The sequence below is a fragment of the Bacillus sp. FSL M7-1345 genome, from assembly GCF_038006985.1.
GTDB lineage: Bacteria > Bacillota > Bacilli > Bacillales > Bacillaceae_G > Bacillus_A > Bacillus_A cereus_U.
In genome coordinates, this window is the sequence record NZ_JBBOWG010000001.1 from 1,534,722 (window position 1) to 1,560,468 (window position 25,747).

The following is a 25,747-nucleotide window of genomic DNA, read 5'->3' on the forward strand; positions in this document are numbered from 1 at the left end:
ACGTCTAAATAATGAGGTGGAGAATGATTGAATTGGCGTTTAGAGTGGAGCGTCTTAGGGAAGAAAAAATAGGGGATATTGTAGCATTATCTTCTTATATTGGGTGGGATTGTAACAGAGAAGAAATTGAGACGATTTTGAATACGGGTATAGTATATGGTGTGGTAAATGCGAAGGAAGAGCTTATTGCTAGCGCGGCAATTATATTATACGGGGAGGCATTAGCTTCTATCGGAATGGTAATTGTACATCCAGATTATAAAGGAAGAGGGATTGGAAAGATAATAACGGATTCATGCGTTAAAAGCGTATCAACTCAAATCCCAATTATGCTTATTGCTACGGATGAGGGGAAGCCTTTATATAAAAAACTAGGATTTAGAGCTGTTAGTTATGTTTCTAAATACATATGTAACTCGTACAATGCGAATATTGTGTAGGAAATGAAGAGCATATTGTGAATTATGAAGAATGTGATTTAGAAGAAATAATACAAATAGACGAAGATGCATTTGGAACAAATAGAGAAGAGTTTTTAAAGTATCGAATTATACAAAGTGAACAATGTATCGTTATAAAGGATACAAAACAAAATGTATTAGGATATGGTATAAGTATACAAACGCCAGAAAATAAAATAATAGGACCAGTTGTTGGTAAAAATGATGCGATGGCAATGAGAATGGTACATTATTTAGCAAAAGGGCATAAAGGTAAATTAAGAATAGATGTACCAGAAGGGAAAATGAATTTTATGAAAGGATTAGAGAATTCTGGTTTTCGAAAGGTGAATATGCCGCCAATTATGATAAAAAATAGCAATCAATTATTAAAAAGGAATAATGAGTTATATAGCATTGCAGCACAAATTTTTGGATAAAAAAGAATCCTTTTCACGTAAGGATTCTTTTTTATCGTTAATTTAGTCGCGATATTGGTCATGAATTGGTTGAAAGATATCTTCCTCGACATCTCTAACAACGGAAAAATGATCAACATTATAATGACCGTGTAAAGTTTTATTATGATGTTCGATAATTTGCTGTGCAGTTAATACGTTAGAATCAGTTGTGGAATGACCATTTTTAATTAATGTAACGTCAAAGCCTTGTACAGTTGCTGTTCTAACGGCAGTGTCAATACAATGTTCTGTTTTACATCCACCTATAACGAGATGATTCATTTTTTCTTCTTTTAAAAGTTCAAGTAAAGAAGTGCCATAGAATGAATTCGTTGCCGCTTTATTAATAAGGATTGCAGACTGAGGTACTTGAATTTGATTATGTACCTCAAAGCCCACGCCGCTACCAGAAGCAACATCGGTATCTCTTACGAAAACAATAAGGGCATTTGAATCAATTGCTTTCTGTACAGCTGTATTTAGTGTAGCTAATAGCTCAGTTTTACGAAAAACTTCATTTTCTTGTTCATTTCCATCAATAAGTTCTTGCTGAGCATCGATAATTAATAGTGCTTGTTTCATCGTGTCTCCCCTTTAATATAAAATAAGTGCCACTGTACATATTCCTTCATGTTGTAAGGAAATCCTCCATTGTTAACGAAGTAGACGATTGCTTTACAAAGTTGTCAAAGAAATTTCATTCTCATAGAGTATAAAAACATGTATGATAGGAAGTGGAGAATTTTTGAGTAGGTGGGAATATCATGCAAACAGTAGAAGATTATCTTTCATTCTTACATACGAAAGGATTTAAATTATCAGAGGAAGCACACGGGTTTATTATGTTTGGACAAGGATATACTGGTGCATCTGATGGGATTGTGAACGTAGCAATAGAAGCGACGATTAAACATCAGTTACAGTTTGATGGCAGTTATTTTGTTGCGTTATTAGAACGATTGAAAGAAGAAGAAATTACAGATAAAAAAAGCGCTAAGGCTTTTATGCGGAAGTTGCAAGCGTAACTTCACGCAGCCCGCGCTTCTTTTTTTGTTTTTGAAGGTAATTCAACAAAAATCATACCTAGGAAAATACATAGACACCCAATAACAGCAGAAATAGAAAGCTGTTCATTTGCTACTAGAACGCCTGTTAATGCTGCAAAAACAGGCTCCATTGCGAAAATAATGGCTACTCTCGTTGGAGAAGTGTGTTTTTGTGCAGATGTTTGAATGAAAAAGGCAATTGATGTCGCAAACAGAGAAGTTAGAAATAGAGCGAATAAAAAGGAATGATTTGTCCATAGTGATACTGAAAGTAATTTTTCCCAATCTTCAAACAAAAAAGCGCAAATAGAAGAAAATATACCGACAGCTAATACTTGAGAAGTGCTTAGTAATAAAGGTGATATTTTCTTAGAAAAGAAACCGTTAACAAGAATATGGGCAGCGAAAGCGACAGCACAACCGAGAACGAGTATATCTCCAATGTTTAATTGAAAAGAATCACCAGCCGTTAATAAATATAAACCTGCTGTTGCTACAGTAATACCAAGTGCAATGAAAATTGTAGCTCGCTGTTTTAAAAAAATAAAAGACAAGATTGGAACCATAATGATACTAAGCCCTGTTAAGAAACCAGCTTTTGAAGAGGTTGTATAAAGTAAGCCGAATGTTTGTAGTAAATAGCCAACACATAAAAAGAATCCAACAATCAATCCAGCGAGACTACTCTGTTTTATATCTTGTGTTGAAGTTTTTTGTGAGAAAATAATTTGAACGAATAATAAAATAATTCCAGCGAATAAAAAGCGAATAGCATTAAAAGTAAATGGTCCAACAAAAGACATAGCATTTTGAACGACAACAAACGTAGCTCCCCAAATAAAAGAGACGAATAATAATGCGAGAGGAGCAATCCACCCTTTTTTCACACTCATACCCCCGTTAATTTTGTGAAATAGCTTTTCTAGCTAATTCATCAGCGACTTTATTTTGACTACTTGGAATCCACTTAATAAAAAAGAGATCGAAATTTTTTATGTACTGCAGTGCTTCTTCTAGAAGCGGTGCAAACATTTTATTTTTTGCGTATTCTTTTTCAACAGCCCGTTCAACAAGTTGGGAATCTGTACGAAAAGATACAATGCTATAATTATGCGCTGCGCAATACTTTAATGCTGCAAGTAAAGCGTGGTATTCTGCTTCATGGTTGGACATTGTTCCAAGTGGTAATGACAATTGTACAGGTGGCTGTACCCCTTTAATAAAAACCCCGGCGCCAGAAGGTCCAGGATTTCCTTTTGATGCACCATCGATATATACTTCAATCAAAATGAGAAACCTCCAGTTATAAGGTTATCCCCTACTTGAAAATTTTTTTAGAAGTAGGGGATAGAGTACTTACTGCCCGTAAACGCCCAATTGGTGTGGGCTAATAATCAGTGGGGGATGAACACCCCCCACTGATTAAAGTTTCACTTTATCCAATTGTAATGCTATAACGACATGTAAATGTTTCATTCGCTTGTAACGATTGAATTCCTTTTTTTTCTTTAAAATCTTTTGCTTGTTTTACTTCATCAGCAATTCCGTACCAAGGTTCAATACATAAGAAAGGTGCGTTATCTCCTGGTGTCCATACGCCGACAAATGGGAACCCATCAAATGCTACTTTTACAAATTTATTATGTTTATGTGAGCGAATAGAAATTTCATTCGTATTCATATGTTCAAAAATAAGCGCGTCATTTTTGAACAAATCATATGTAAGTGGCAATTCTTTCGTATTTTCAGCGATTAGTTGCTTTTCATTTGAAAGAAAAGGACCTTCTAATATGCTAGTTTCTAAACGTTCAGATCCGTTAAATGATAGATGATAATCTGTAAATGATTCACCTTCTAATAAAGGACAGTTGAATCCAGGATGTGCTCCGATTGAAAAGAACATCTCTTTTGAAGAGGGATTGTTTACTTCATATGTAACATGTATATTTTGTTCGTCTACTTCATAAGAAACGAGTAATTCAAATTCATATGGATATTTTTGTAACGTCTCTTCATTACTAGTAACGACATAAGTGATTTTTGTTTCACTTTGTTCTTTAACAGAGAACGAAAGATCACGGGCAAAACCATGCTGTGTTAATGAATAAGGTTTACCTTCTACGTAGTATGTATTCTCTACTAATCGACCGACGATTGGAAACAAGATTGGTGCACGACGTCCCCAATAAGTAGAATCACCTTGCCATAAATATTCTGTGTTGTCTTCTTTTAAGCGAACGCTTTGTAATTCTGCACCTTTGTCAGAGATGGAAACGATCACTTTTTCATTTTGAATTGTTGCTGTCATGAAGTGAAACCTCCTAAATCTTTCATATGTTTTATCCCGTATTAACTGTCCGTAAAAACCCGATTGGTACGGGCTAATAATCAGTGGGGGATGGACAAAACCCCCGCTGATTAAAGTTTTACTTTATTATACGTTGTCTAAAAGAAAAAAGGTAGTAAATGATAGGAATCTATTGACGAAAGAGTACCTATTGCGTAAAATATAATCTTGTTGCTTAAAAACGAATAACGTGGTTCGAAACCATCCCACGTAAAAAAACTAAGGAGATTTTGTCATGAATATAAGAACATTAGTCGGTAATGGTATTTTAGCGGCATTATATATTGCTGTTTCTATGCTTATTCAGCCATTTGGCTTTACGAATGTACAGTTTCGTATTTCAGAGATGTTTAATCATCTCGTTGTCTTCAATAAGAAAGCAATTTACGGGATTGTATTAGGTGTATTTTTAACGAATCTCTTTTTCTCACCTATGATCGCTTATGATTTAGTATTTGGAGTAGGGCAATCAATTCTTGCACTACTTGCAACTATTATTTCTATGCGCTTCATTAAAGGTGTTTGGGCTCGCATGATTTTTAATACAGTTATCTTTACAATTACAATGTTTATGATAGCAATTGAACTTCATCTTGCATTTGATCTGCCATTTTTATTGACATGGCTAACATGTGCAGTTGGTGAATTTGTTGTAATGGCGATTGGTATGCCTGTAATGTACTGGATTAATAAGCGAGTGCAATTTGAAAGATTTATGCAATAGATGAAAGAGCCGTTCCTTATATAGGATGGCTCTTTTTGTATGTGATTATATTGAATATAATACTGTGACTCTTGATAAAATATAATAAAATAAATATAAGAAGTCTTATAAAAGGGGAATCTAGTATGAAATATAAAATACATTGGTTGTATAAAACGAAGCGTGGTTTACAAACTGAATTAACAACAGATTATATGAACATAGAAGAAGTGCTTCAATTTGCGGAGGATTTTGAGAAAACAGGCAGGGTGAAAGAACTTTTATTTTACGATGAAATGGACGCGGAATGGTCATTAAAAGAAATGAAAAAACTGAGTAAGCAAGTGGAGGAAGATCCGCAAGAAATTCAAGTTTATTTTGATGGTGGTTATGATGTACAGACGAAAGAAGCTGGGGTGGGTATATGTGTATACTATAAAAAAGGAAATACAAATTACCGAATTCGTCGCAATGCATACATAGAAGGCATATATGATAATAACGAAGCGGAGTATGCAGCATTATTATACGGGGTGAATACACTCGAAGAATTAGGAATTAAATATGAAGCGGTTACACTTCGTGGAGATTCTCAAGTTGTACTGCAGCAATTAGCTGGTGAATGGCCTTGCTATGATGAACATTTAAATCATTACTTAGACCAAATTGAACAAAAAGCGAAGCAAATGAAATTAAAACTTGTTTGTGAACCGATATCTAGAAAACAAAATAAAGAGGCACATCAATTAGCAGCGCAAGCATTAGAAGGGACGACAATTGATAGTCATAAAGAAATAACCGAATAGAGAGGTGCACACGTGAAGAAGAAGCAACTCATTACAGAGGTAAATGACTTATTAGAAACGTATTGCGGAGGGTGTTTCCTGCAGGAACATAATCGGAAAAATCATAGTAAATACTATGCCCATTCTTTTTGTATACGGCAATGTACGGTTGGAGAGAAGTTGAAAAAGTATGGGGAGCAATTGTCATAAAAAACATCCAGAGAATTTTCTCTGGATGTTTTTTTAGTGCTTCGCTTCGTGTAATTGATGCTCGCATTTACTTAATTTTTTTTCTTCATTCATTAGAAATGGCTCATCTAAATCTGTTGCAACGGATTTCATGACTTCAAGCTGAGAACGAGCCGATTCTACTGCAGTAGTGGCATGCTCTAATGTGTCTGGATCCATTGAGATTGTTGCAGAACCTACCATTTTTTGTGCAGTTTCTACACGGAATTTTACTTCTTCAAAATCATTTACATGTGACCCCATTGTTATTGCCTCCTTTGGATTTTGCGCATTTCACATAGTTTTTGCTCTGTAAAACGGAAATATACAAAGGAATAACAAAGGAGGTTACCAAGTAAGGTAACCTCCTGTCATATGTGGGATTAAAGTTTTGCTACGTTAGCAGCTTGAGGTCCACGGTTTCCTTCAGTAATGTCGAAAGATACTTCTTGACCTTCCTCTAAAGCTTTGTAGCCGTCGCTTTGAATAGCAGAGAAATGTACGAATACATCTTCAGAGCCTTCCATTTCGATAAATCCAAAACCTTTTTCATTGTTAAACCATTTTACTTTTCCTTGCATGTCACAATTCCTCCTAAAAACGATTCCTTTTTTCATTTAGTGAAATTCATTTTAAAAAATAATATAAATAAAAAATGCTATTTTCTCGAATATTCTGCTAAATGATTAATTTAAATATACACGAATTGGTAGAATTTAGTCAAGTAAGCGCTTTGAAATCTTTGTATTTTTAAAAAGGTATAGGACAAGCCGAGTATGTAATATTCTTAAGTGAATGCTGTACATAATGAGGTGAAAGAATGGATGAGTCTTATTTATTAGATAATGAAGGAATGAAAAATAGAGGCGACATACCGAATTGGGTTGCAAAAGAATTTCAAAATTTTTCGAGTGTCGTGTTAGAACCAACTTTTCCGTGTTATTTCGGTTTAACAGCTTTGAAAAAGAATGAACTTCGTTATTCATTTCTCTCTCATAATGATTGGGGGCATTTACCCAATACAATGTTATCTTTTTTAGAGTTAATGAGAGAGCGGCCGATTGTAAGAAGGGGCTTTTTTCTTTTTGTGGAACCGGAATGTGAAGAAAAATCAATCGAATATTATCGAGATTATTTTTGGAAAGTACTACAATATTTACATGAACAAGATAATCAATTATGGCCAAAGCAAATCCCGAAAAATCCAGAGCATTATTTATGGGAATTTTCATTTGGTGGTGAACCAATATTTGCATTTGGGAATGCGCCAGCTTATAAACAGCGAAAGACTAGGCATTTAGGAAATTCTCTCGTTATTGGATTCCAGCCACGAACTATTTTCGATGGCTTAGAAGGAGATCGTCCTAAAGGGTCGTATTCAAGACAAATGGTCCGTGAACGAGTTGAAAAGTGGGATCAGTTGCCGAAACACCCTAACATTAGTCACTACGGCGATCCTAATCATCGTGAATGGAAACAATATTTCATAGGGGATGATATTGAGCCGATTAAAGGTAAATGTCCTTTTCATCATAGAGTAGAGAAATAAGAGCCATCAACAGGATGGCTCTTTTGTATATTTTGGATAAAAAAGGGTACTGTATTAGTGAATAATTTTTATGAAAGCTAGTCTATTTTCTATATTTACATCATTACTTAATAGTAAAAGAAGTAGAAAGGATAGATCGATGTTTGGAGCAATTATACAACAAATAGTATTAGGTATTTCATTAGCTGCGCCTGTAGGTCCGATTAATATTGAAATGTTAAAAAGGGGAATTGAACGTGGATTTTGGCATGCATGGATTGTTGGAATTGGAGGAATGACTGCTGATATTTTGTTTATGCTTCTTATTTATTTCGGTTTATCTTCTGTGTTTATGTATACATATGTACAAGCTTTTATGTATTGCACTGGGTTTTTCTTGTTGTTTTATTTAGGGTTTCAAAATGTGAAACAAGGAATTTCTCACTCTAATATGGAATATAAACAAGAAGAGATAGGTGGACTTAAACAATCTTTTATGGCAGGATTTTTTATCGCGATATCCAATCCATTAAATCTCGTTTTTTGGTTTGGCATATACGGAAGTACACTTAGCTCTTTGCTTACAAAAGTAACGAAACAAGAAGCTTTTTTGTACAGTTTTTGCATTATTGTTGGTATTATTTTGTGGAACTTAAATATTGCTTTTTCTGTACATTTCGGAAGAACTTTATTAAAGCAAAAAGCACTTGGCTATATTACAGCCGGAGCAGGTATTATTTTAGTAGGATATTCTATCCATTTTGCATACAAAGCTTTACAGTTGTTCATATAAGATTGAAGGGGAGATTTTTATGTATCGAACCACTATTGGCGGAAAAGAAATTATCATCACTTTAGCACCAAAAATCCGAAAAGAAATTACTGATAGGAATCCACTATATGAAGCGGTATTTAAAAATGCAGCAAGGTTGCTGCAAACGAAACAACCAACGTTTGCGGTAAACCATGAAGTATTTGGGCTTATTATTGGAGAAGTACAAAGGGGTGAAGTAACAGTGTTTGCAGTAGAACACATTATCCCAAAGCAAAATATATTTGGTCCGAACACTTTTTTCTCGACAATAGAACAGCAGGCAAATTTGTAAAGTGAATAGAATAAGAATAAAATAGAAAAGAAATAGTCGTAACGATATGTTGCGGCTGTTTTTGTGGAGAAGGGGGAAGAAAGATGAAGAGAGTGGTAAAGGAGTTCTTTTTGCAACATGATATTGTTATTATGTATAGTGTTCTATTAATTTTTATCCTTATTTTAAAAATGCAATTTTTTACATGGATCGGTATGTTAGCGTGTCTGTTTGGGATTGTTTTTTATACGCTTAACGAATATATGACACATCGTTTTTTATTCCATTTAAAGCCGCCTAAAAACGCACTTTTATTAAAAATGTTAAGAAGATTACATTATGATCATCACGTCTATCCAGATGATTTAAAACTTTTATTTTTGCCTGTATGGTTTAGTATACCTAGCTTTACTATCTATTTACTTATATCATATGGTGTTACAAAAAGTATTACTGTTACACTTTCATTTGGAGTCGGAATGATTATCATGCTCCTCGTTTATGAATGGAAACATTATATTGCACATAAGCCGATTCGTCCCTTCACTAAGTTTGGAAGATGGCTAAAAAAACAGCATATATTACACCATTATAAAAATGAAAAGTTTTGGTTTGGTGTTTCAAATCCAGTATTCGATTTTATATTTGGAACGCTTAAAGATGGAAAAGACGTTGAATTAAGCGAAACAGCTCGTAATTTAGAAAAGGAGACAAAGACAGAAGTAGTGCGATAAGCACTACTTTTTTTATCCCGCTATTTGCGAGCAGTAAGACTCCCACCTCAAAATTCGGCGAATACGAAGAAGTTAGGTGGGAGTCGTGTTGCCCGTAACCCCCCCACGCTGATTAAAGTTTCACTTTATTCTGTTTTAACGGGAATAAAAGTTTAATCGAATCAATCAAATTTTATGTTGAAAAAGTATATTGAAAATTTAGGAGAAAATGACGAAAAATGTCTATCGAAAAATCTTTGCAGGAATGTACGGATTGTCTAAAATGAAAATAAGTTTCTTAATATTTATAAAATTTAGTCTTTTGGTATGCAAGGAGAAATTGTATTTTAAGTTAAGAGAGGGGATCAGAGAATGAAACGAGATGATACGTCAGCACGTAAGTTACAAAATGAGGTGAATTATACAGAAGTTGTTCAGTCGGAAGAGTTTCAATTGTTATTAAATACGAAAAAGAAGTTTATTATTCCGATGAGTATTTTCTTTTTAAGTTTTTTTATTACATTACCTATTTTAACATCGTATTCAAAGGTGCTTAATACACCGGTATTTGGTGATGTTACATGGGCGTGGGTATTTGCTTTTGCGCAATTTATAATGACATGGGCATTATGTATGATTTATAGCAAAAAAGCAGAATCCTTTGATGAAATCTCGCGAAAAATTCTGCAAGATATGCAACAAGGGAGGGGCTGACTTTGAATACAACCGCCTTTGCGCTATTTTTAATTATCGTCCTTGGTACACTTGTTATAACTTATTTCGCATCGAAAAAAACGAAAAATGCGAGTGAATTTTATACGGCTGGAGGGGGATTAACTGGCTGGCAAAATGGCCTGGCGATTGCCGGGGATTACATGTCTGCTGCGTCATTTCTTGGCATCGCCGGAGCGATAGCTTTAACAGGATTTGATGGGTTCTTTTATAGTATAGGTTTCTTAGTTGCTTACTTAGTTGTATTATACCTAGTTGCAGAACCGCTTAGAAATTTAGGGAAGTATACGTTAGCGGATATGATTGCGGCGCGTTTTGATGCGAAAAAGGTTCGTGGTATTGCAGCACTTAATACGATGACGATTTCGATTTTTTATATGATTGCACAATTAGTTGGTGCGGGTGCACTTATTAAATTATTATTAGGAATTGAATATACGACATCTGTTTTAATCGTTGGTACACTAATGACAGTTTACGTTATTTTTGGAGGTATGACTGCTACAAGTTGGGTACAAATTGTAAAGGCTGTACTACTTATGGCAGGTACATTTATTATTTCTGTTATCGTTTTCTCCAAATTTAATTTCAGTGTGACAGAAATGTTCGCTCAAATGAAAACAGCTACTCCATTGAAGGAATCGTTTTTAAATCCAGGAGTAAAGTATAAAGATGGTCTGGATACACTTTCTTTAAATTTAGGACTAGTTCTTGGTACGGCAGGATTACCGCATATTCTTGTCCGCTTTTTCACAGTACGTGATGCAAAAACTGCACGTCAATCAGTTGTGTACGCTACGTGGTTAATTGGTGCATTTTATATTATGACGATTTTCTTAGGATTTGGTGCGGCGGCGTTTGTAGGGAATGAGGCAATTATTCAAGCAAATCCAGCCGGTAATATGGCAGCACCTTTATTAGCTAAAGCATTAGGTGGAGATTTCTTATTCGCATTCGTATCGGCGATTGCTTTTGCAACAATTTTAGCTGTAGTAGCAGGTCTTGTATTAACAGCGGCTTCCGCATTTGCTCATGATTTTTATAACGAGATTATTCGCAAAGGAAAATCAACGGAAAAAGAGCAAGTTTCAATGGCTCGTTATGCGTCTATTGGAGTAGCGATAGTATCTATTATACTTGCTTTATTTGCGCAAACATTAAACGTAGCATTTTTAGTATCACTAGCATTTGCAGTTGCAGCGAGTGCAAATTTACCAGTTATATTATTTACAATATATTGGAAGCGTTTTAATACAACGGGTGCAATTTGTGGTATGATTGTTGGTCTTGTATCAGCAATTGTTCTTGTTGGGTTAAGTCCAAACGTTTGGAATCCTGTGGTAGGGAAAGCTATATTTGTTGGAGAGGCGATATTCCCATATACGACACCTGGAATTGTTTCTATTCCGCTTGGATTCCTTGCAGCATATTTAGGAACTGTTTTCTCTAGTAAGAAAGAAGATGCAGCAAAGTTTGATGAAATTCTTGTGAAATCTAATACTGGTCATGGTATTAGTGATGCTTCTTCACATTAAAAAAAGAGGAGCTTTTCGAAATATAAGAAAAGCTTCTATTTCTTTTGGCATTTTCTTATAAAATGAAACTTTAATCAGTGTGGGGGATTGTTCATCCCCCCACACTGATTATTAGCCTTCACCAATCGGGCGTTTATGGGCAGTTAATCTCTCACCTAACTTCTTTGCTCCAGCTGAATTTTTGGGTGGGAGTTTTACTGCCCGTTAATGCGGGATAAATATTACTTTATTTTTGGTAGGATTTGTCTTGTGTTTGTGGAATGAAAATAGGCAGGGAGAAATTTAACTCATCATGGCACCAGCGCAGCTTTGTGAAAAATAAGTTGTTATGGAAGGTGGAAGAAATGATGAAGACAAAACAAACCGATGAATTATTAGCAAAAGATGAGCAATATGTTTGGCACGGAATGCGTCCTTTTAGCCCAAGTAGTACAATGGTAGGGGCAAAAGCAGAAGGGTGCTGGGTTGAAGATATACAAGGAAAAAGATACTTAGACGGTATGAGTGGTCTTTGGTGTGTGAATAGTGGATACGGAAGAAAAGAGCTCGCAGAGGCAGCTTATAAGCAATTGCAAACATTATCATACTTTCCGATGTCACAATCACATGAGCCAGCAATTAAGCTCGCTGAAAAGTTAAACGAGTGGCTTGGTGGAGAGTATGTTATATTCTTCTCTAATAGTGGATCAGAAGCGAATGAAACAGCTTTTAAAATAGCAAGACAATATTATGCTCAAAAAGGTGAACCGCATCGTTATAAATTTATGTCACGTTATCGTGGTTATCACGGAAACACAATGGCAACGATGGCAGCGACTGGACAAGCACAGCGTAGATACCAATATGAGCCATTTGCGTCAGGGTTTTTACATGTAACGCCTCCAGATTGTTACCGCATGCCAGAAATGGAATCGCAAAATATTTATGATGTAGAATGCGTAAAAGAAGTAGATCGTGTTATGACATGGGAATTAAGCGAAACAATAGCGGGATTTATTATGGAGCCAATTATTACAGGCGGAGGTATTTTAATGCCGCCACAAGACTATATGAAAGCTGTTCATGAAACGTGTCAAAAACACGGTTCGTTACTTATTAGCGATGAAGTTATTTGTGGTTTCGGGCGTACAGGAAAAGCATTTGGATTTATGAATTATGACGTTAAGCCTGATATCGTTACGATGGCAAAAGGTATTACGAGCGCATACTTACCATTATCAGCAACAGCTGTGAAAAAAGAAATTTATGAGGCATTTAAAGGAACAGGGGAATATGAATTCTTCCGTCATATTAATACATTTGGTGGAAATCCAGCGGCTTGTGCATTAGCGCTTAAAAACTTAGAGATTATGGAAAATGAAAATTTAATTGAGCGCTCTGCCCAAATGGGTTCACTTTTATTAAATCAATTAAAAGAAGAAATTGGGGAACATCCGCTTGTTGGTAATATTAGAGGGAAAGGGTTATTAGTTGGAATCGAACTAGTAAATGATAAAGCGACGAAAGAACCAATTGATAACGACAAAATTGCAAGTGTTGTAAATGCTTGTAAAGAAAAAGGACTTATTATTGGGCGTAACGGTATGACAACAGCGGGGTATAATAACGTTTTAACATTAGCACCGCCACTTGTTATTTCAAGTGAAGAAATTGCTTTTGTTGTTGGAACGTTGAAGACAGCGATGGAACGTATTTAATAAATAGAACGAGAGGAGCGAGCTGTAATATAAGGCTCGCTTTTGTTTACTAGGAGGAGCTTTTAATGGAGAAATATGATCCTAACAAACATTATCACATCGGATATTATGAAGACGGATATGATTTAGAAGTGACAGCGTACAAAAGAATAAATGAGCCAGTTTGGGATGCTTATATTCCAAAATATGAGGCAGACGATTTTTATAAAAAGGTGGAGGAAATGAAACTTGGGGAATATATAGATGACTATGGCATAAAAGTATATTCATTTCGTGATGATATCGATGATGAGGAAGCGCGAACTATTTTTGAAAAATGGTTAAAGACGAATGAGATTGTTTAAAGGTGAAACGAAAAAGGAGATTGCTATCTTATAAGATAGCAATCTCCTTTTATTATAGTAAACTTATTTACTTGCTTTCATTGCTTTATCTTTTGCACCAAAAGTGTATTTTAACATTGGTGGTGTAATCATCGTAGTTAAAATAACGACGATAACGATTGCTGTAAAGTAATCTTGTGCTAATAGGCCAGAAGAAAGTCCTGTTCCTGCGATGATAAGTGCAACTTCACCACGAGAAACCATACCAGCACCGATAATTGCAGAAGACTTTGCATCAAATCCAGTCATTCGTGCACCGAATCCACAACCGATTAGTTTTGTGAATACAGCGATTACTGTTAATGCTAAAATGAACCAAATTTGATCACCAATACCGTCAAATGTAATATTCATACCGATGCTAACGAAGAATACTGGTACGAACATAGCATAAGCGATTGGTTCTACTTTCTTTTCTACTTCATGTTTGTAGTTCGTTTGAGAAATAGCGATACCAGCTGCGAAAGCACCGATAATACCAGCAATTCCTAATAGTTCGCCGAAATATGCGAATGAGAAACAGATGATAAGTGCTGCGCTAACGATAGACTCAGATACGCGTAGTGGTGATAACCAACGCATAATCGCTGGAACACCTTTCCATCCGATTAAAATAATAGAAGCAAAGAATACTACTTTCTTCAAGATAACCATTGTTAAATTCACATCATCTGTACCTAAGAAGCTCATTGCGAATGCTAATAAAATAACAACAAGAATGTCATCAAATACAGCTGCTCCAAGCATTGTTGTACTTTCACGTGTTTTCATCTTACCTAAATCGCGAAGTGTTTGAACGGAAATACTAACACTTGTCGCACATAGAAGTAATCCTAAAAAGACAGCGTTCCCTTGTTCCATGCCCATAACAAGACCGGCAACGTAACCACCTACAAATGGAAGAACGATACCTCCAATTGCGACTGCTAAAGAAGAATTACGGTTTTCATTTAATTCTTTTAAGTCTGTTTCAAGTCCAGCCATAAACATTAAAAGAATAACCCCGACATTACTTAATTGCGTTAGAAGTTCTGAATTCTCAATCCAACCTAATAAAGCTGGACCGATAACGATACCGACAATTAATTTACCCAGTACAGAAGGTTGACCTAATCTAACACTAAGGTCACCAGCGAGCTTTGTACTTAATAAAATAAGTGCAATTTGAAAGAAAAATTCGAATTCCATCTGATCCTCTCCTCATCATTTTTAGTTTTATCATACGATTTCTCGGAATTTGCCTAATGAAAATATGTAAAAACCCATTAAACAAAGGGTCTTATTACGAGTTCTTTTGAACTTGTAATTTGAACCTGTAATTAATATATAATAAAATTTATTAAAAATCAATGAAAAAATAGCAGATTTTCATGATAGGATTCGATTTAGGTATGGAGGGAATCACTATATAATAAGAAGAAATAAGGCTACATTTTTAATGAATTGGAGAAGGGCATATGTTATTAAATAAACGTTTTACAATTGGGGAAATGGCAAAAATGCATAATATAGCGGAATCTACATTACGCTACTATGATGAAAAAGGAATTTTTCATCCGTCTATTGTGGACCCGCAAACGAATTATCGCTATTACACAATTGATCAGTTTTCACTATTAGACACGATTAAATTTTTACGCCAATTGAATATCCCATTAAAGGAAATAAAGAAATATATTGATGAACGAAATCCGTCTTATGCGCTGAATTTACTTGAAAAACAACAAGAAATGATGCTGAAAAAGCAAAGAGAAATCGAGTATGCTTTGGCAAAAATGGAACATAAAATCCATTTAATGAAGAAAGCGACGGAATCAGAAGCGAATCAAATTATTTATAAAATGATATCGAAGCGAAAAATAACAGCGATTGCAGTTGCACCTAATACAACAGATGATATGTTTGAATATTATATCCATTCGCTACAAAAAAATATGAAGCAAATTGATAATAGTTTATTTTCAGGAGATATCGGTGTAACAGTTTCAAGAAAAGCATTACTTCAAAATGAGTTTCAAGCATATAACAGTGTGTTTATTTTATTGGATTACATGCCTTTTCAATTGCATACTTCAGATGAAATAAAAGAAGGAATATTTGCTTGTTCTTATCACCATGGACCATATGAAGAAACAGATGCAACGTATACGAAATTATTAAATCACATTGATAACGAAGGATACGAAGTATGCGGAGATGCGCTTGAGCTTGCGTTAATTGATTGGTCTGTAACAGAAAATCCGAAAGAGCAAGTAACGGAAATTCAAATACCTGTTGTTAAAAAATAGGCTTATATATTTTTCGATTCTCTATTGACCTTCAAGTAACTTGAAGGTTTAAACTGTGAACAGAGCATTGAAAAAGGAGCATTTATATGATGGAAACAACAGAAAAATTAAGAGAAAAACCTATTAAAAGTTTATTTATCACTTATTTAATACCAGCTGTTCTTGGGATGGTATTAATGTCGGTTAATATTGTGATTGATGCGGTCATGATTAGTAGAGGAGTTGGAGCGAACGGTTTGGCTGGAGTAAACGTAGCTATTCCAGCGTTTTCAATTTTCTTTTCTATTTCATTATGGATTGGAATGGGCGGAGCAACGTTATATTCCATTGCACTAGGGGAAAATAAACTGGAAAGAGCAAGGTCTATTTTTACTCAATCTATGACAGTGGCAGTTATTATCGTAGGTGTTTTAGCGGCTATTTGCTTATGGAGAATAGAAGATATAGCATATCTATTCGGTGCAAATGAAGTGATTTTGCCATATGCGTTAGACTATTTACAAGTGTTATTAACATTTGGAATGATATACGTTTTAGAAAATATTTTAAGCACATTTATACGTAACGATGGAAATCCTAATTTAGCAATGGCAGGCCTTGTCGTAACAGCTGTATTGAATATTATCTTTGACTATATCTTTATCTTTATCTTTGGATGGGGCGTAACAGGTGCTGCCTCAGCAACTATTCTTTCGGCGGCAATTGGTTTCCTTGTATTATTAACTCACTTCTTTAGAAAAAGTAGTGTTTTAAAGTGGACGAAATTCCATTTTGAATGGGATACGGTTAAACAAATTATGGTGATTGGTTTCCCAAGTTTTACAACTGAGATTACAGTAGCGATTGTAACGGTTGGTTTTAATATCGCTTTTGTTCAATATGCAGGAGAAGTAGGTGTCGCTTCTTATGCGATGGTCAATAGTATTCATGCAATGACATTACTATTATTCTTCGGTGTTGGAGCTGCATTACAACCTATTGCTAGTTTCCACTATGGTGCAAATTTACCAGAAAGACTGCGTGAAGGATTACGGTTAGCTGTAAAAACTGCAGTTGTACTCGGAGGCGTAGCAATTGTTGTCGGTTTATTCTTCGGGAAATATATAATTGGTTTGTTTGATGTTCAATCCCCAGAACTATTGGAGTTAACGTTAACAGGTATTAGTTTATTCTTTATACAATATGTATTTTTAGGCTATAACATTGTGTATGGAGAGTATTTCCAATCAGTGCGACAAACGACAAAATCAGTTCTTATTATTTTGAGCCGTGGTTTACTATTTATTATTCCATTGTTATGGATTATGCCGAAATTATTTGGTGTAAATGGAATTTGGCTCGTTATGCCAGTAGCGGAAATATTGACAGCAATCATTGTATTTACAATGAATCGTATGAAACATCCTGTTCCATTAAACTTGGCAGGAAAGAAAGAAGCTATATAGTGAAGAAAATCCCCTTGAACAAGTAAGGGGATTTTTTCATTCTTTTAAACTAATCGCAAAAGATCCATCCGTTTCTTGAACAGACACAAAAGCAACGTTTTTAATATTTGTGATTCCTTTTTCTTTTAACTCTTTATATAACCATTTTTCGTCTTTATGAATTAACTTTAAGTTATCGTATTGAATTTGTGAATCAACGATAAGAGCAATTGGTAACCCTGCATACTTAACATCTATATTCATATCTTTTGGAGTCAATGGTACAAGTTCTCGCTTTGGTAAAATGCTAATGGCTCCATTCGCTTCTAAAATAGCGTATTCAATTTCATGAACACTTGGATATCCGGCGACGCGAAGATTAGAAAGCAATTCAGGGATCGGATATCTACTTTTTTGTAAGTTCTCAAAAATAATATCACCATGTTTAATTAAAATAATGGGGTGTCCGAGAATGAAACGATTTAGTTTATTGAGTAGGCTTAATTTGGTAAGAAGTAAATGCAAACATGTAATAACGACCATACCGAGAAATGCTTGTAAAGCACCAGCGACTGGTATGGCTTGAAAAGCTAAATAAGATAAAAAGATAATAGCCCCAAAATCATGAGGGGTTAGTTGTGCTAATGCAGATTTACCAAGTAGCTTAAGTGATAGTAAAAATAAGATAAAAAAGAACGATACATTAAATAAAAAGAGAAGCAAGAGGGACACTCCTTCGTGTGAAGTTGTACTTACTATTCCCGAAAGTAATATAAATATTACCTTTTATAGGATGAATTAGGGTGAATTGGAATTTGGCTGTATACAAACAAATAAATGGATATTATGATGAAGGAAGTAAAGGGAATAGGAGTATATGGATATGAGAAAGAAGAAAATAATTAAGTACATTTTAGTTGTTATAATGATCTTCGCCGTGTATGCGGGGTTTTTACAATATAACATCTATAAGCATGGGCATATGAATGCAATTGACGATGCGGATTATATAATTGTACTAGGATCGAAAGTAAATGGAACAAAGCCTTCTTATTCATTGCAATATCGTATTGATAAAGCAGCTGAGTATTTAAAATCACATGATAAAACAATTGCTATCGTATCTGGAGGCCAAGGAAAAGGTGAAGATATTACAGAAGCATTAGCGATGAAACAAGGATTAATGAAACAAAATATTGCAGAAGACCGCATTATAATGGAAGAACGTTCGACGAGCACAGATGAAAATATTAAATTTTCAAAACCTCTTATCCCTGAAAATATGAAAAAAGGGATGATTGTAACGAACGATTTTCATATGTTCCGAGCAAAAAAGATTGCAGAAAAACAAGGGTTGATATTAGAAGGTCTTCCGGCGAAAACACCGAAGCCAATTATTATTCAATCGAATGTACGAGAATATTTAGCGATTACGCAATATTGGTTTATGAATCGAATATAGTGAAACTCAAACTAAAATCTTACAAAGATGTCATGTTCATGAAAGGTAAAGCGATAGTTTCTAAAGTGGTTTCCTGACATAATGAAGGTAACAAAAAACTTTAGAGGTGAATCGGATGAAAGGAAATAATATTTTATCTTCGCTATGTTACTTTAGTATCTTTTTTGCACCATTTTTACTGCCAATTATCGTGTACTTCGTTGCGGAAGATGAAGTGAAATATCACGCAAAAAAAGCATTTTGGTCACATATTTTCCCGTACGCAATCTTATTTGGCGGATTAGCTTTATCAGGGGTATACGGTTTAAGTTTCAATCAATCTGAGAGCGTTGGAATTGGAATGGTTATAACGTATGCAGTGTTTATTCTTGTAGGAATTTATTACTTCATTTGGAATATTGTTAAAGGAATTAAAGTTTTGAAAGCAGCTTAACAACAATTGCATAATAGCATATAAATCTTTCGTTATTTGTTGATAAGTCGATATCCTTTGTCGAAACGACCGATATAATTTCATATACCGTATTAATAGACATTAAAAAAGAGTAATTCGAAAAGAATTGCTCTTTTTGTGCTTATAAGTTGTGAATAATGAAAAAGATATGTTAATTTTTCATTATGAAGAGAAAGAAGGAGTGATTTTCATGAATGAGATGATACATAAAATGGAGCAACACGTTTCAGTTCGTAAATATAAAGAAGAACCAATTTCAAAAGAGATAGTAGAAAGAATAGTGCAAGCTGCTCAGCATGCGGCTTCCTCACATTTTGTACAGGCGTATTCTCTTATATATGTAACAGATCAAGAACTAAAGGCTAAACTAGCTGAATTATCCGGGAATCGTCATGTGAAAGACTGTGCAGCATTCTTTGTATGCTGTGCGGATTTAAAACGTTTAGAAACTGCATGTGAGAAACATGGAACAGAAATTAAACATGAGGGAGTAGAGGACTTTATTGTAGCAACAGTAGATGCCTCATTATTTGCACAAAACTTAGCACTTGCAGCTGAATCATTAGGATACGGCATTTGTTATATTGGCGGAATTCGTAATAACCCGAAAGAAGTGAGTGAATTGCTTCATTTACCGGATAAAGTATATCCGGTATTCGGAATGACAGTTGGCGTACCAGATGAAGATCATGGAGTTAAGCCACGTTTACCGGTAGCGGCCATTCTTCATGAAAATGGATACGATGAAAAGAAATATGATGAATTATTAAACGAATATGATGAAACGATGAGTGCGTATTACAAAGAAAGATCGTCAAATCAAAAAAACGTAACATGGACGGAATCAATGAGCACATTTATGTCAAAAGAGAAGAGAATGCATATGAAAGAGTTTTTGAGTGAGAAAGGATTAAATAAAAAATGAGTAAAAGACAAACCTGAGATGCGGGTTTGTCTTTTTTTGAGGAGAAATGTATTTTGTTTGCTATCATATATATAGAAATAAAAATTAATAAATTTTTACAAAAGTGATAGAAAATGAGAATGAAATGCCAATAGAAGATATACAATCTATTTCGCAACATAAAAAAATGAAAAATGTCTTTGAGATTAAATATAATAACAGCTATATACAATTTGGAAGTATTGAGTATGCACAAGAAATTGCAATGATTATTATGGAGTTAAAAAAACGCGGAGTAAAAGTAGAAAAGTATACAGATTTTGAAAAAGGATTTTTCTTATTCTTTAATATATTCGTGATAGTAAGTTCAGGTCTTTGCTTTATAAAATATTTAATGTAAAAAGCGGCCTAATAGCCGCTTTTTATGGTTTAGTTAGTATTCTATTGATGAACTTGTAGCTTTAAAATATTCTTCTCATGAAAGAATCATCAGTGGGATTACTAATTGTAAACTGACAATAAAGTTATTTAATTTAAAAACTTAAAACACGTATAACCCCGTTCTGATTTTAAGACGGGGTTAAAAAAAATTTGTTTAATTTTTGATGTGAAATACTCCACTGCACTTACAAATACACCAATAAATTCGTTTAGATCTATGTGTTATTGCACACTCTAAAGCACCTTCTAATTTGAAAAACTTATTTATAACAAATTCAAACTTTCAATAAGGAGATAAATACCTGTGCAACTCAAAAGGATATATGTAAATATTTTAAAAGTCCGTTGATTAAGCCATTTAAAAATAATTTGGCCTATAAACAAACCTAGAAATATGATTGGAATTGCATAAAAACTTGATTCCCAAATTGTTCTGTTCGTTCCAGTAAAGAGTATTTGAGTTATGAGACTAATGAAATATATAAACAGATAAAAAGCCAAAGTAGTTGCTCTTAACTTCCCTTTTTCAGTATCAGTTCCTGTAAAGTATAGTAACAAGGGAGGTCCTGGCATACCAATACTTGTCGTTAAAAGGCCTGATAAGCCACCAACTACGAAATCCCTAGATTGTGTTGATTTAATCTTAAATTTGCATATTAGCATCAATGTTAAGATTAAGAGCAGGATGCTGATTGCTAATTTAAAAGCGTTTATGTTAATAGAAGTGAAGATTAAAATACCAAAAGGTACACCAACTATACTTCCAAAAGTTAATCTTTTCAGTAGAATAAAGTCAATGTCCATTCTTATTTTCCAAATGAGTGATATTGAAATAATTAATGATAAAATAATGTTTATTTGTATAGCTTCTTGTGGTAGGAATAACATTAGTAAGAAAGGTGTTGCCATTATGGAAAAGCCAAAACCTGTACTTGTTTGCAAAACAGAAGCCACTAATATAATACATATGAAAATTAATGTAGTCTCCAAAATAATCCCCTATTTAATCAAATTTAATAAATATTTTTTCACTATGAAAATCGAATTTAACTGATTCGAGCCTATAGATTAAGTGTAATACTTCACAATCTCACTTTTATTTTAACATAAATATTTAGTTTCTTCTCAAATGGTAGCACTTACATTTTTAAACAATTTTATTGTTACTCAGCACTAATGAATGGTATCAACTAAAAATTAGCGATGCTTGTACTTGTTTTTTCCATTCGCTTAAATACATTTTTTCTGCCTTGAGTAGTTCAACAGGTAATTTTGCAATAAATTCTAAACTGTTTCCATCAGGATCATTAAAATATATAGAGGCGTGTGCTAGCTCGGGAAAAACGATTGGCTCAATTGGTTCCATTCCAAAGTCTTTTCGCACTGGAATTCCTTTCTGTTTGAGCCAGTGTATCGCGTTTTCTAAATCGTGTAATCTTACTTGGAAAGCGATATGTCGTAAGGATGGATGATAATTAACTTTGTATTCTTTTCCTTCCCAAAGACCAATCCAACTTTCATTTTCTACAATCCAAAAGAAGGCGATATCTTTGTCTCTTTTATATAATTTGAGCCCCAGTGATTCATAAAAAGGTATCGAAATTTCTAAATTACAGACAGGTAAATGTGCTTCATAAAGACCTTTAATCATTATAATCCTCCTTAGTAAAAATGTTTCTTATTTTATATTAAACGATGCTTTGTTTATTGAAATCACTTAAAAGAAGGATATTAATTCATACGAAAGTATGAAAAAACAGCTCAAATATGAGCTGTTTTCGTATAGTTTTTAGTTAACATATTTTATTCATTTAGGGTTTAGCGAAAAGGATACGTATTATATTTAAAACCCTCCGCCGCCACCCCAACAGCTACATCCGATAATGATTAGAAGGATGAATAGCACGATGAGTAAAGCAAATCCACCGCCGAAACCAGCGCAACTACCACCAAAGCTCATGTTTTTTCCTCCTTTTTAGGAAATTAATCTATATAACTAATGGATTACTTTATAAGATATGTTTTTATTTGGAAAAGGAGCAAGTCTTACTTCTAATTAGACAAGAGCCTTTGATCTGATTTAAATATGATATTCACTTTGTTTCATAGCGCTTTTTTGAAAATGGTAAAACAATATGGAAGTGTATACTAGGTGAATGGATTGTAAATGGAAGGGGTATGTAACTTACAATTACATTAAAATTTCTTTTCATAAATATAAAATTTGTAAAAAAAACCATTTTTTTATTTTTTTATGAGTGAAAATGTACTATAATTTTACAAGTAATATTATGGGAAAAGGGAGTTTTAGTATAGAGATGGAGATGGGACAATTACACAATAAAATAGAACACAAAAAGAAAGAGTTAATTCAACTTGTTGCTAGGCATGGATTAGATCATGATAAAGTTTTGTTATTTAGTCGAGATTTAGATATACTAATTAATAAGTTTATGAATGTAAAAGAAATAGTATATAAGTGATTAATCTTTATTTTTTTATATTAGGATTATTTATTTGTAAAGGAGAGAAAAGTTATGGAACACTTACAAGAAGAGTTGTATAAACAAATAAAAGAAGAAAAAGGTGCAGTTACTATATTCTTAAAGAGCGGAGTAAGAATAGTAGGGGAAGTAGTTGGAGTAGATAGATTTACAGTATTAATATTAGTAGATGGAAAACAACAACTTATTTATAAGCAGGCAATATCAACAATTATGAAATAAGACACTCAAAATGAGTGTCTTATTTCATAATTAAATGGTTACTGTTTGCATGCTTCAACATCAATGCCGGCAGCGATTAATTTTTTTTCTCCGTCTTGTTCAATGATTTTTTGTAATTTAGACAAGAAAGAGTCAAAATCTGTATGTTTACCAACTTGGAAAGTCATTTTATGCTCAATTGGTAGCCAAGTATCAATATCAGCTTCGTTATGTTGAATTTTCACTTCAAGTTTATCGAGCGCGTTAGCAACTTTTGCTTCATACGTTTCTTTCGCTTCGAACTCCATCCATAAATCGTATAATTCTTCGCCAAGAGAACCTTCTAGTGTATGTTTAATATTTAAAATAGCCTTTTGCTCATTTTTTTGTTTTTGTAATTGTAATTCATGGCTATTCATTGTATCAAAGGCAGGAATATCACCAGCTTCTGCTTCAACAAGATCGTGAATTATGACCATTTTAAGTAATTTTTCTATGTGTACTTTTTGATCCAAATAAGGCTCAACTAAGATAGCCATTAAGGACATACGCCACGTATGTTCAGCAACACTTTCTTGACGTCCGTTAGAAAGCCAACTATGTCGCATTTCATATTTTAGTTTTTCTGCTAATGCAATGACTTGCAAAATTTTATGTTCCATCGTGATCCTCCTCATATTTCTATACTATAATTCTAATATGGAAATGAAATGTGTCAATTTTATGAGTATATTGCGATAAATAGATGATAAGCGTATAATGAATGTTATATGTGAAAACGCATTATTAAAATAAAAAAATGTTTTATAAAAATGAAAAGGAAGGGCAGGAATATGGGAGACGAAAATCAAGTATTAGCTAGACCACAAAGAAAAAAAAGGAAGTTTGACATTTCTAGCCCAATTGGCATTATAGTAGGTTTTGCGATTGTAATAGCGGCAATCATGCTTGGCGGCGGTGGAATAAAAGGTTTTAAAAACTTCTTAGATGTTTCATCTATTTTAATCGTTATAGGAGGAACAACAGCGACAATCGTTGTGGCATATAGATTTGGAGAAATAAAAAAATATACGAAAAGTATTTTTACTGTTTTACATAGAAGAGAAGAAGATTTAGAACAGTTAACGGATTTGTTCGTTGATTTTTCGAAAAAGTCTAAAAAACATGGCTTACTTTCTTTAGAAGTTGATGGAGAGCAAGTAGACAATCCTTTTATTCAAAAGGGAATTCGTTTAATGTTAAGCGGCTATGATGAAGTGGAATTAAAAGAAGTGTTAATGAAAGATGTTGAAACTGAAGTGTATGAGTTAAGAAAAGGAGCGACATTATTAGATAAAATTGGTGATTTCGCTCCAGCATGGGGCATGATAGGAACATTAATTGGTCTTATTATTATGTTGCAAAACTTACAAGATACCTCACAAATTGGTACAGGGATGGCAGTTGCGATGTTGACGACATTATATGGATCTTTGATTGCAAATATGATTGCAATACCGTTATCTGAAAAGGTGTATCGCGGTATTGAAGATTTGTATACAGAGAAGAAGTTTGTAATAGAAGCAATTTCAGAGCTGTACCGAGGACAAATTCCTTCCAAATTAAAGTTAAAACTTGATACATACGTATATGAAACGAAGATAAAAAAAGAAAAACGAGCAGCCTAGTAGTTTGAGGAGTGGTATGATGAGCAAGCGACCGCAAAGAGGATCGCCTCGTTGGATGACGACTTTTACTGATTTAACGATGTTATTGCTAACTTTCTTTGTATTACTAGTTGCGACTTCAAAGCAAGATACAGTAAAATTATCAAAGATGCTTGAAAAGTTCAGTGACGCGGAGCAAGTAAATGCAAAAGTAATGGAAAATACAATACCAGATATTTCACATGAAAAAAATGATGAAAAAGCAGTTTCAAAAAAGCGCATGGATGAATTGTATAAAAAGTTAAAAGCATATGTGGATAATAATGGTGTTAGTCAAGTGAATGTATATCGAGAAGATACAGGTGTTAGCATCGTTATAGTAGACAATTTAATATTCGATACGGGTGATGCGAATGTTAAGCCGGAAGCGAAAGAAGTAATTAGTCAATTAGTAGGGTTCTTCCAATCGGTACCAAATCCAATTGTTGTAGAAGGACATACAGATAGCAGACCGATTCATAATGAAAAATTCCCTTCCAACTGGGAATTATCTTCAGCACGTGCAGCTAATATGATTCATCATTTAATTGAAGTGTATAATGTGGATGATAAAAGGTTAGCAGCGGTAGGGTATGCAGACACAAAACCAGTAGCACCAAATGATTCACCACAAAATTGGGAGAAGAACCGCCGCGTTGTAATATATATTAAGGAATAATATATTTCTATTTTAGTAATAA

33 protein-coding genes, 2 pseudogenes and 1 riboswitch are annotated in these 25,747 nt (G+C 34.0%); of the genes and pseudogenes, 23 read left to right on the forward strand and 12 right to left on the reverse strand.

Going from position 1 to position 25,747, the window contains the following annotated elements; translation table 11 throughout:
• The first annotated feature begins 23 nt into the window (after positions 1 to 23).
• Positions 24 to 880 (forward strand): annotated as a pseudogene (locus MHB76_RS07965) (GNAT family N-acetyltransferase).
• A 42-nt stretch (positions 881 to 922) separates the two neighbouring features.
• On the opposite strand, the gene MHB76_RS07970 reads toward MHB76_RS07965, so the two are convergent.
• Positions 923 to 1,483, reverse strand: coding sequence for an isochorismatase family protein (locus MHB76_RS07970; protein WP_070169950.1), 561 nt, complete (start codon positions 1,481 to 1,483; stop codon positions 923 to 925).
• 182 nt (positions 1,484 to 1,665) lie between these two features.
• Between MHB76_RS07970 and MHB76_RS07975 the strand changes: the two genes are divergently transcribed.
• A complete protein-coding gene (locus MHB76_RS07975) occupies positions 1,666 to 1,926 on the forward strand; it encodes a DUF6123 family protein (RefSeq protein ID WP_002158528.1) in 261 nt (86 codons plus the stop codon).
• 2 nt (positions 1,927 to 1,928) lie between these two features.
• On the opposite strand, the gene MHB76_RS07980 is transcribed toward MHB76_RS07975, so the two are convergent.
• The 3 genes from MHB76_RS07980 to MHB76_RS07990 form a co-directional block, all read right to left on the reverse strand.
• Positions 1,929 to 2,834, reverse strand: a complete 906-nt coding sequence (locus MHB76_RS07980; protein WP_016104359.1) for a DMT family transporter — start codon at positions 2,832 to 2,834, stop codon at positions 1,929 to 1,931.
• 13 nt (positions 2,835 to 2,847) lie between these two features.
• Positions 2,848 to 3,234, reverse strand: coding sequence for a reverse transcriptase-like protein (locus tag MHB76_RS07985; RefSeq protein ID WP_002149250.1), 387 nt, complete (start codon positions 3,232 to 3,234; stop codon positions 2,848 to 2,850).
• A 148-nt stretch (positions 3,235 to 3,382) separates the two neighbouring features.
• Entirely contained in the window at positions 3,383 to 4,255 is an 873-nt protein-coding gene (locus tag MHB76_RS07990) for an aldose 1-epimerase family protein (RefSeq protein ID WP_002149249.1), read from the reverse strand.
• Between the two features lie 223 nt (positions 4,256 to 4,478).
• Positions 4,479 to 4,523: riboswitch (PreQ1 riboswitch) on the forward strand.
• Positions 4,524 to 4,529: 6 nt separating this feature from the next.
• Between MHB76_RS07990 and MHB76_RS07995 the strand changes: the two genes are divergently transcribed.
• The 3 genes from MHB76_RS07995 to MHB76_RS08005 all read left to right on the forward strand — a co-directional run bounded on the left by MHB76_RS07995 (position 4,530) and on the right by MHB76_RS08005 (position 5,992).
• Positions 4,530 to 5,018 (forward strand): QueT transporter family protein, encoded by a 489-nt coding sequence (locus MHB76_RS07995; protein ID WP_002158523.1) that lies wholly within the window; start codon positions 4,530 to 4,532, stop codon positions 5,016 to 5,018.
• A gap of 125 nt (positions 5,019 to 5,143) precedes the next feature.
• The gene (locus tag MHB76_RS08000; protein WP_002158522.1) at positions 5,144 to 5,803 is read left to right on the forward strand and encodes a ribonuclease H family protein; all 660 of its coding nucleotides are present in this window, start codon (positions 5,144 to 5,146) and stop codon (positions 5,801 to 5,803) included.
• Positions 5,804 to 5,815: 12 nt separating this feature from the next.
• Positions 5,816 to 5,992, forward strand: a complete 177-nt coding sequence (locus tag MHB76_RS08005) for a zinc-finger domain-containing protein (RefSeq protein WP_002011906.1) — start codon at positions 5,816 to 5,818, stop codon at positions 5,990 to 5,992.
• Between the two features lie 33 nt (positions 5,993 to 6,025).
• Here the strand turns inward: MHB76_RS08005 and MHB76_RS08010 are convergent, their stop codons facing one another.
• Positions 6,026 to 6,274 carry a DUF2564 family protein gene (locus MHB76_RS08010; RefSeq protein ID WP_002158521.1) on the reverse strand — a complete coding sequence of 83 codons (249 nt, stop codon included), beginning with the start codon at positions 6,272 to 6,274 and terminating at the stop codon, positions 6,026 to 6,028.
• 119 nt (positions 6,275 to 6,393) lie between these two features.
• The gene (gene cspB, locus MHB76_RS08015) at positions 6,394 to 6,591 is read right to left on the reverse strand and encodes a cold shock-like protein CspB (protein WP_002011904.1); all 198 of its coding nucleotides are present in this window, start codon (positions 6,589 to 6,591) and stop codon (positions 6,394 to 6,396) included.
• Positions 6,592 to 6,830: 239 nt separating this feature from the next.
• Between cspB and MHB76_RS08020 the strand changes: the two genes are divergently transcribed.
• The 8 genes from MHB76_RS08020 to MHB76_RS08055 all read left to right on the forward strand — a co-directional run bounded on the left by MHB76_RS08020 (position 6,831) and on the right by MHB76_RS08055 (position 13,644).
• The gene (locus tag MHB76_RS08020; protein ID WP_002158520.1) at positions 6,831 to 7,559 is read left to right on the forward strand and encodes a YqcI/YcgG family protein; all 729 of its coding nucleotides are present in this window, start codon (positions 6,831 to 6,833) and stop codon (positions 7,557 to 7,559) included.
• A 139-nt stretch (positions 7,560 to 7,698) separates the two neighbouring features.
• Positions 7,699 to 8,331, forward strand: coding sequence for a LysE family transporter (locus tag MHB76_RS08025; protein ID WP_340986155.1), 633 nt, complete (start codon positions 7,699 to 7,701; stop codon positions 8,329 to 8,331).
• 19 nt (positions 8,332 to 8,350) lie between these two features.
• Positions 8,351 to 8,644: a cytoplasmic protein gene (locus tag MHB76_RS08030; RefSeq protein WP_078173039.1), complete on the forward strand. Its 294-nt coding sequence runs from the start codon at positions 8,351 to 8,353 to the stop codon at positions 8,642 to 8,644.
• A gap of 83 nt (positions 8,645 to 8,727) precedes the next feature.
• Entirely contained in the window at positions 8,728 to 9,357 is a 630-nt protein-coding gene (locus MHB76_RS08035; protein ID WP_340986157.1) for a sterol desaturase family protein, read from the forward strand.
• Positions 9,358 to 9,708: 351 nt separating this feature from the next.
• Positions 9,709 to 10,050: a DUF485 domain-containing protein gene (locus MHB76_RS08040; protein WP_002158517.1), complete on the forward strand. Its 342-nt coding sequence runs from the start codon at positions 9,709 to 9,711 to the stop codon at positions 10,048 to 10,050.
• A 2-nt stretch (positions 10,051 to 10,052) separates the two neighbouring features.
• Positions 10,053 to 11,603 carry a solute symporter family protein gene (locus MHB76_RS08045; RefSeq protein ID WP_002201091.1) on the forward strand — a complete coding sequence of 517 codons (1,551 nt, stop codon included), beginning with the start codon at positions 10,053 to 10,055 and terminating at the stop codon, positions 11,601 to 11,603.
• 347 nt (positions 11,604 to 11,950) lie between these two features.
• Positions 11,951 to 13,300 carry an aspartate aminotransferase family protein gene (locus MHB76_RS08050; protein ID WP_002158515.1) on the forward strand — a complete coding sequence of 450 codons (1,350 nt, stop codon included), beginning with the start codon at positions 11,951 to 11,953 and terminating at the stop codon, positions 13,298 to 13,300.
• A 65-nt stretch (positions 13,301 to 13,365) separates the two neighbouring features.
• Entirely contained in the window at positions 13,366 to 13,644 is a 279-nt protein-coding gene (locus MHB76_RS08055; RefSeq protein ID WP_002201090.1) for a DUF3986 family protein, read from the forward strand.
• Positions 13,645 to 13,707: 63 nt separating this feature from the next.
• On the opposite strand, the gene MHB76_RS08060 is transcribed toward MHB76_RS08055, so the two are convergent.
• On the reverse strand, positions 13,708 to 14,871 hold the full coding sequence (locus MHB76_RS08060) for a cation:proton antiporter (RefSeq protein WP_002201089.1): 1,164 nt from the start codon (positions 14,869 to 14,871) through the stop codon (positions 13,708 to 13,710).
• A gap of 269 nt (positions 14,872 to 15,140) precedes the next feature.
• On the opposite strand from MHB76_RS08060, the gene MHB76_RS08065 reads away from it, so the two are divergent.
• Positions 15,141 to 15,971, forward strand: coding sequence for a MerR family transcriptional regulator (locus MHB76_RS08065; RefSeq protein ID WP_078173041.1), 831 nt, complete (start codon positions 15,141 to 15,143; stop codon positions 15,969 to 15,971).
• An 89-nt stretch (positions 15,972 to 16,060) separates the two neighbouring features.
• A complete protein-coding gene (locus MHB76_RS08070; RefSeq protein WP_088098964.1) occupies positions 16,061 to 17,416 on the forward strand; it encodes an MATE family efflux transporter in 1,356 nt (451 codons plus the stop codon).
• Positions 17,417 to 17,452: 36 nt separating this feature from the next.
• Here the strand turns inward: MHB76_RS08070 and MHB76_RS08075 are convergent, their stop codons facing one another.
• On the reverse strand, positions 17,453 to 18,118 hold the full coding sequence (locus MHB76_RS08075; RefSeq protein ID WP_016104368.1) for a DUF421 domain-containing protein: 666 nt from the start codon (positions 18,116 to 18,118) through the stop codon (positions 17,453 to 17,455).
• Between the two features lie 160 nt (positions 18,119 to 18,278).
• Between MHB76_RS08075 and MHB76_RS08080 the strand changes: the two genes are divergently transcribed.
• From MHB76_RS08080 to MHB76_RS08095, 4 genes and pseudogenes are all read left to right on the forward strand, one after another.
• The gene (locus MHB76_RS08080; protein ID WP_199709206.1) at positions 18,279 to 18,857 is read left to right on the forward strand and encodes an ElyC/SanA/YdcF family protein; all 579 of its coding nucleotides are present in this window, start codon (positions 18,279 to 18,281) and stop codon (positions 18,855 to 18,857) included.
• 115 nt (positions 18,858 to 18,972) lie between these two features.
• Positions 18,973 to 19,290, forward strand: coding sequence for a DUF4870 domain-containing protein (locus MHB76_RS08085; RefSeq protein ID WP_002158508.1), 318 nt, complete (start codon positions 18,973 to 18,975; stop codon positions 19,288 to 19,290).
• A 211-nt stretch (positions 19,291 to 19,501) separates the two neighbouring features.
• Positions 19,502 to 20,236, forward strand: coding sequence for an oxygen-insensitive NADPH nitroreductase (nfsA, locus tag MHB76_RS08090; protein WP_016104371.1), 735 nt, complete (start codon positions 19,502 to 19,504; stop codon positions 20,234 to 20,236).
• 112 nt (positions 20,237 to 20,348) lie between these two features.
• Positions 20,349 to 20,615, forward strand: a pseudogene (locus tag MHB76_RS08095) (hypothetical protein); the annotation flags it as partial.
• A 305-nt stretch (positions 20,616 to 20,920) separates the two neighbouring features.
• Here the strand turns inward: MHB76_RS08095 and MHB76_RS08100 are convergent.
• The 3 genes from MHB76_RS08100 to MHB76_RS08110 all read right to left on the reverse strand — a co-directional run bounded on the left by MHB76_RS08100 (position 20,921) and on the right by MHB76_RS08110 (position 22,616).
• A complete protein-coding gene (locus MHB76_RS08100) occupies positions 20,921 to 21,646 on the reverse strand; it encodes a sulfite exporter TauE/SafE family protein (protein ID WP_078173044.1) in 726 nt (241 codons plus the stop codon).
• Between the two features lie 196 nt (positions 21,647 to 21,842).
• Positions 21,843 to 22,307 (reverse strand): VOC family protein, encoded by a 465-nt coding sequence (locus tag MHB76_RS08105; RefSeq protein WP_002202560.1) that lies wholly within the window; start codon positions 22,305 to 22,307, stop codon positions 21,843 to 21,845.
• Positions 22,308 to 22,499: 192 nt separating this feature from the next.
• A complete protein-coding gene (locus tag MHB76_RS08110) occupies positions 22,500 to 22,616 on the reverse strand; it encodes a YjcZ family sporulation protein (protein ID WP_000007805.1) in 117 nt (38 codons plus the stop codon).
• A gap of 304 nt (positions 22,617 to 22,920) precedes the next feature.
• Here MHB76_RS08110 and MHB76_RS08115 point away from each other — a divergent pair, with 304 nt between their 5' ends.
• Positions 22,921 to 23,139 (forward strand): aspartyl-phosphate phosphatase Spo0E family protein, encoded by a 219-nt coding sequence (locus MHB76_RS08115; RefSeq protein ID WP_016104376.1) that lies wholly within the window; start codon positions 22,921 to 22,923, stop codon positions 23,137 to 23,139.
• A gap of 54 nt (positions 23,140 to 23,193) precedes the next feature.
• Entirely contained in the window at positions 23,194 to 23,382 is a 189-nt protein-coding gene (hfq, locus tag MHB76_RS08120) for an RNA chaperone Hfq (RefSeq protein WP_002012071.1), read from the forward strand.
• Between the two features lie 38 nt (positions 23,383 to 23,420).
• Here the strand turns inward: hfq and MHB76_RS08125 are convergent, their stop codons facing one another.
• Positions 23,421 to 24,023, reverse strand: a complete 603-nt coding sequence (locus tag MHB76_RS08125) for an HD domain-containing protein (RefSeq protein ID WP_016104377.1) — start codon at positions 24,021 to 24,023, stop codon at positions 23,421 to 23,423.
• A gap of 171 nt (positions 24,024 to 24,194) precedes the next feature.
• Here MHB76_RS08125 and MHB76_RS08130 point away from each other — a divergent pair, with 171 nt between their 5' ends.
• Entirely contained in the window at positions 24,195 to 25,028 is an 834-nt protein-coding gene (locus MHB76_RS08130) for a flagellar motor protein MotP (protein WP_016104378.1), read from the forward strand.
• Positions 25,029 to 25,047: 19 nt separating this feature from the next.
• The gene (locus MHB76_RS08135; protein WP_016104379.1) at positions 25,048 to 25,725 is read left to right on the forward strand and encodes an OmpA family protein; all 678 of its coding nucleotides are present in this window, start codon (positions 25,048 to 25,050) and stop codon (positions 25,723 to 25,725) included.
• Positions 25,726 to 25,747 lie beyond the last annotated feature (22 nt).

Coding starts and splice junctions, on each gene's coding strand:
- MHB76_RS08040 (WP_002158517.1), top strand. CDS start 9,709: ATGAAACGAGATGATACGTCAGCACGTAAGTTACAAAATGAGGTGAAT.
- MHB76_RS08070 (WP_088098964.1), top strand. CDS start 16,061: ATGGAAACAACAGAAAAATTAAGAGAAAAACCTATTAAAAGTTTATTT.
- MHB76_RS07975 (WP_002158528.1), top strand. CDS start 1,666: ATGCAAACAGTAGAAGATTATCTTTCATTCTTACATACGAAAGGATTT.
- MHB76_RS08105 (WP_002202560.1), bottom strand. CDS start 22,307: ATGATTAAAGGTCTTTATGAAGCACATTTACCTGTCTGTAATTTAGAA.
- MHB76_RS08055 (WP_002201090.1), top strand. CDS start 13,366: ATGGAGAAATATGATCCTAACAAACATTATCACATCGGATATTATGAA.
- nfsA (WP_016104371.1), top strand. CDS start 19,502: ATGAATGAGATGATACATAAAATGGAGCAACACGTTTCAGTTCGTAAA.
- hfq (WP_002012071.1), top strand. CDS start 23,194: ATGGAACACTTACAAGAAGAGTTGTATAAACAAATAAAAGAAGAAAAA.
- MHB76_RS08065 (WP_078173041.1), top strand. CDS start 15,141: ATGTTATTAAATAAACGTTTTACAATTGGGGAAATGGCAAAAATGCAT.
- MHB76_RS08080 (WP_199709206.1), top strand. CDS start 18,279: ATGAGAAAGAAGAAAATAATTAAGTACATTTTAGTTGTTATAATGATC.
- MHB76_RS08110 (WP_000007805.1), bottom strand. CDS start 22,616: ATGAGCTTTGGTGGTAGTTGCGCTGGTTTCGGCGGTGGATTTGCTTTA.
- MHB76_RS07995 (WP_002158523.1), top strand. CDS start 4,530: ATGAATATAAGAACATTAGTCGGTAATGGTATTTTAGCGGCATTATAT.
- MHB76_RS08025 (WP_340986155.1), top strand. CDS start 7,699: ATGTTTGGAGCAATTATACAACAAATAGTATTAGGTATTTCATTAGCT.
- MHB76_RS08115 (WP_016104376.1), top strand. CDS start 22,921: ATGTACTATAATTTTACAAGTAATATTATGGGAAAAGGGAGTTTTAGT.
- MHB76_RS08035 (WP_340986157.1), top strand. CDS start 8,728: ATGAAGAGAGTGGTAAAGGAGTTCTTTTTGCAACATGATATTGTTATT.
- MHB76_RS07990 (WP_002149249.1), bottom strand. CDS start 4,255: ATGACAGCAACAATTCAAAATGAAAAAGTGATCGTTTCCATCTCTGAC.
- MHB76_RS08125 (WP_016104377.1), bottom strand. CDS start 24,023: ATGGAACATAAAATTTTGCAAGTCATTGCATTAGCAGAAAAACTAAAA.
- MHB76_RS08130 (WP_016104378.1), top strand. CDS start 24,195: ATGGGAGACGAAAATCAAGTATTAGCTAGACCACAAAGAAAAAAAAGG.
- MHB76_RS08085 (WP_002158508.1), top strand. CDS start 18,973: ATGAAAGGAAATAATATTTTATCTTCGCTATGTTACTTTAGTATCTTT.
- MHB76_RS08010 (WP_002158521.1), bottom strand. CDS start 6,274: ATGGGGTCACATGTAAATGATTTTGAAGAAGTAAAATTCCGTGTAGAA.
- MHB76_RS08000 (WP_002158522.1), top strand. CDS start 5,144: ATGAAATATAAAATACATTGGTTGTATAAAACGAAGCGTGGTTTACAA.
- cspB (WP_002011904.1), bottom strand. CDS start 6,591: ATGCAAGGAAAAGTAAAATGGTTTAACAATGAAAAAGGTTTTGGATTT.
- MHB76_RS08060 (WP_002201089.1), bottom strand. CDS start 14,871: ATGGAATTCGAATTTTTCTTTCAAATTGCACTTATTTTATTAAGTACA.
- MHB76_RS07970 (WP_070169950.1), bottom strand. CDS start 1,483: ATGAAACAAGCACTATTAATTATCGATGCTCAGCAAGAACTTATTGAT.
- MHB76_RS08030 (WP_078173039.1), top strand. CDS start 8,351: ATGTATCGAACCACTATTGGCGGAAAAGAAATTATCATCACTTTAGCA.
- MHB76_RS08135 (WP_016104379.1), top strand. CDS start 25,048: ATGAGCAAGCGACCGCAAAGAGGATCGCCTCGTTGGATGACGACTTTT.
- MHB76_RS08050 (WP_002158515.1), top strand. CDS start 11,951: ATGAAGACAAAACAAACCGATGAATTATTAGCAAAAGATGAGCAATAT.
- MHB76_RS08020 (WP_002158520.1), top strand. CDS start 6,831: ATGGATGAGTCTTATTTATTAGATAATGAAGGAATGAAAAATAGAGGC.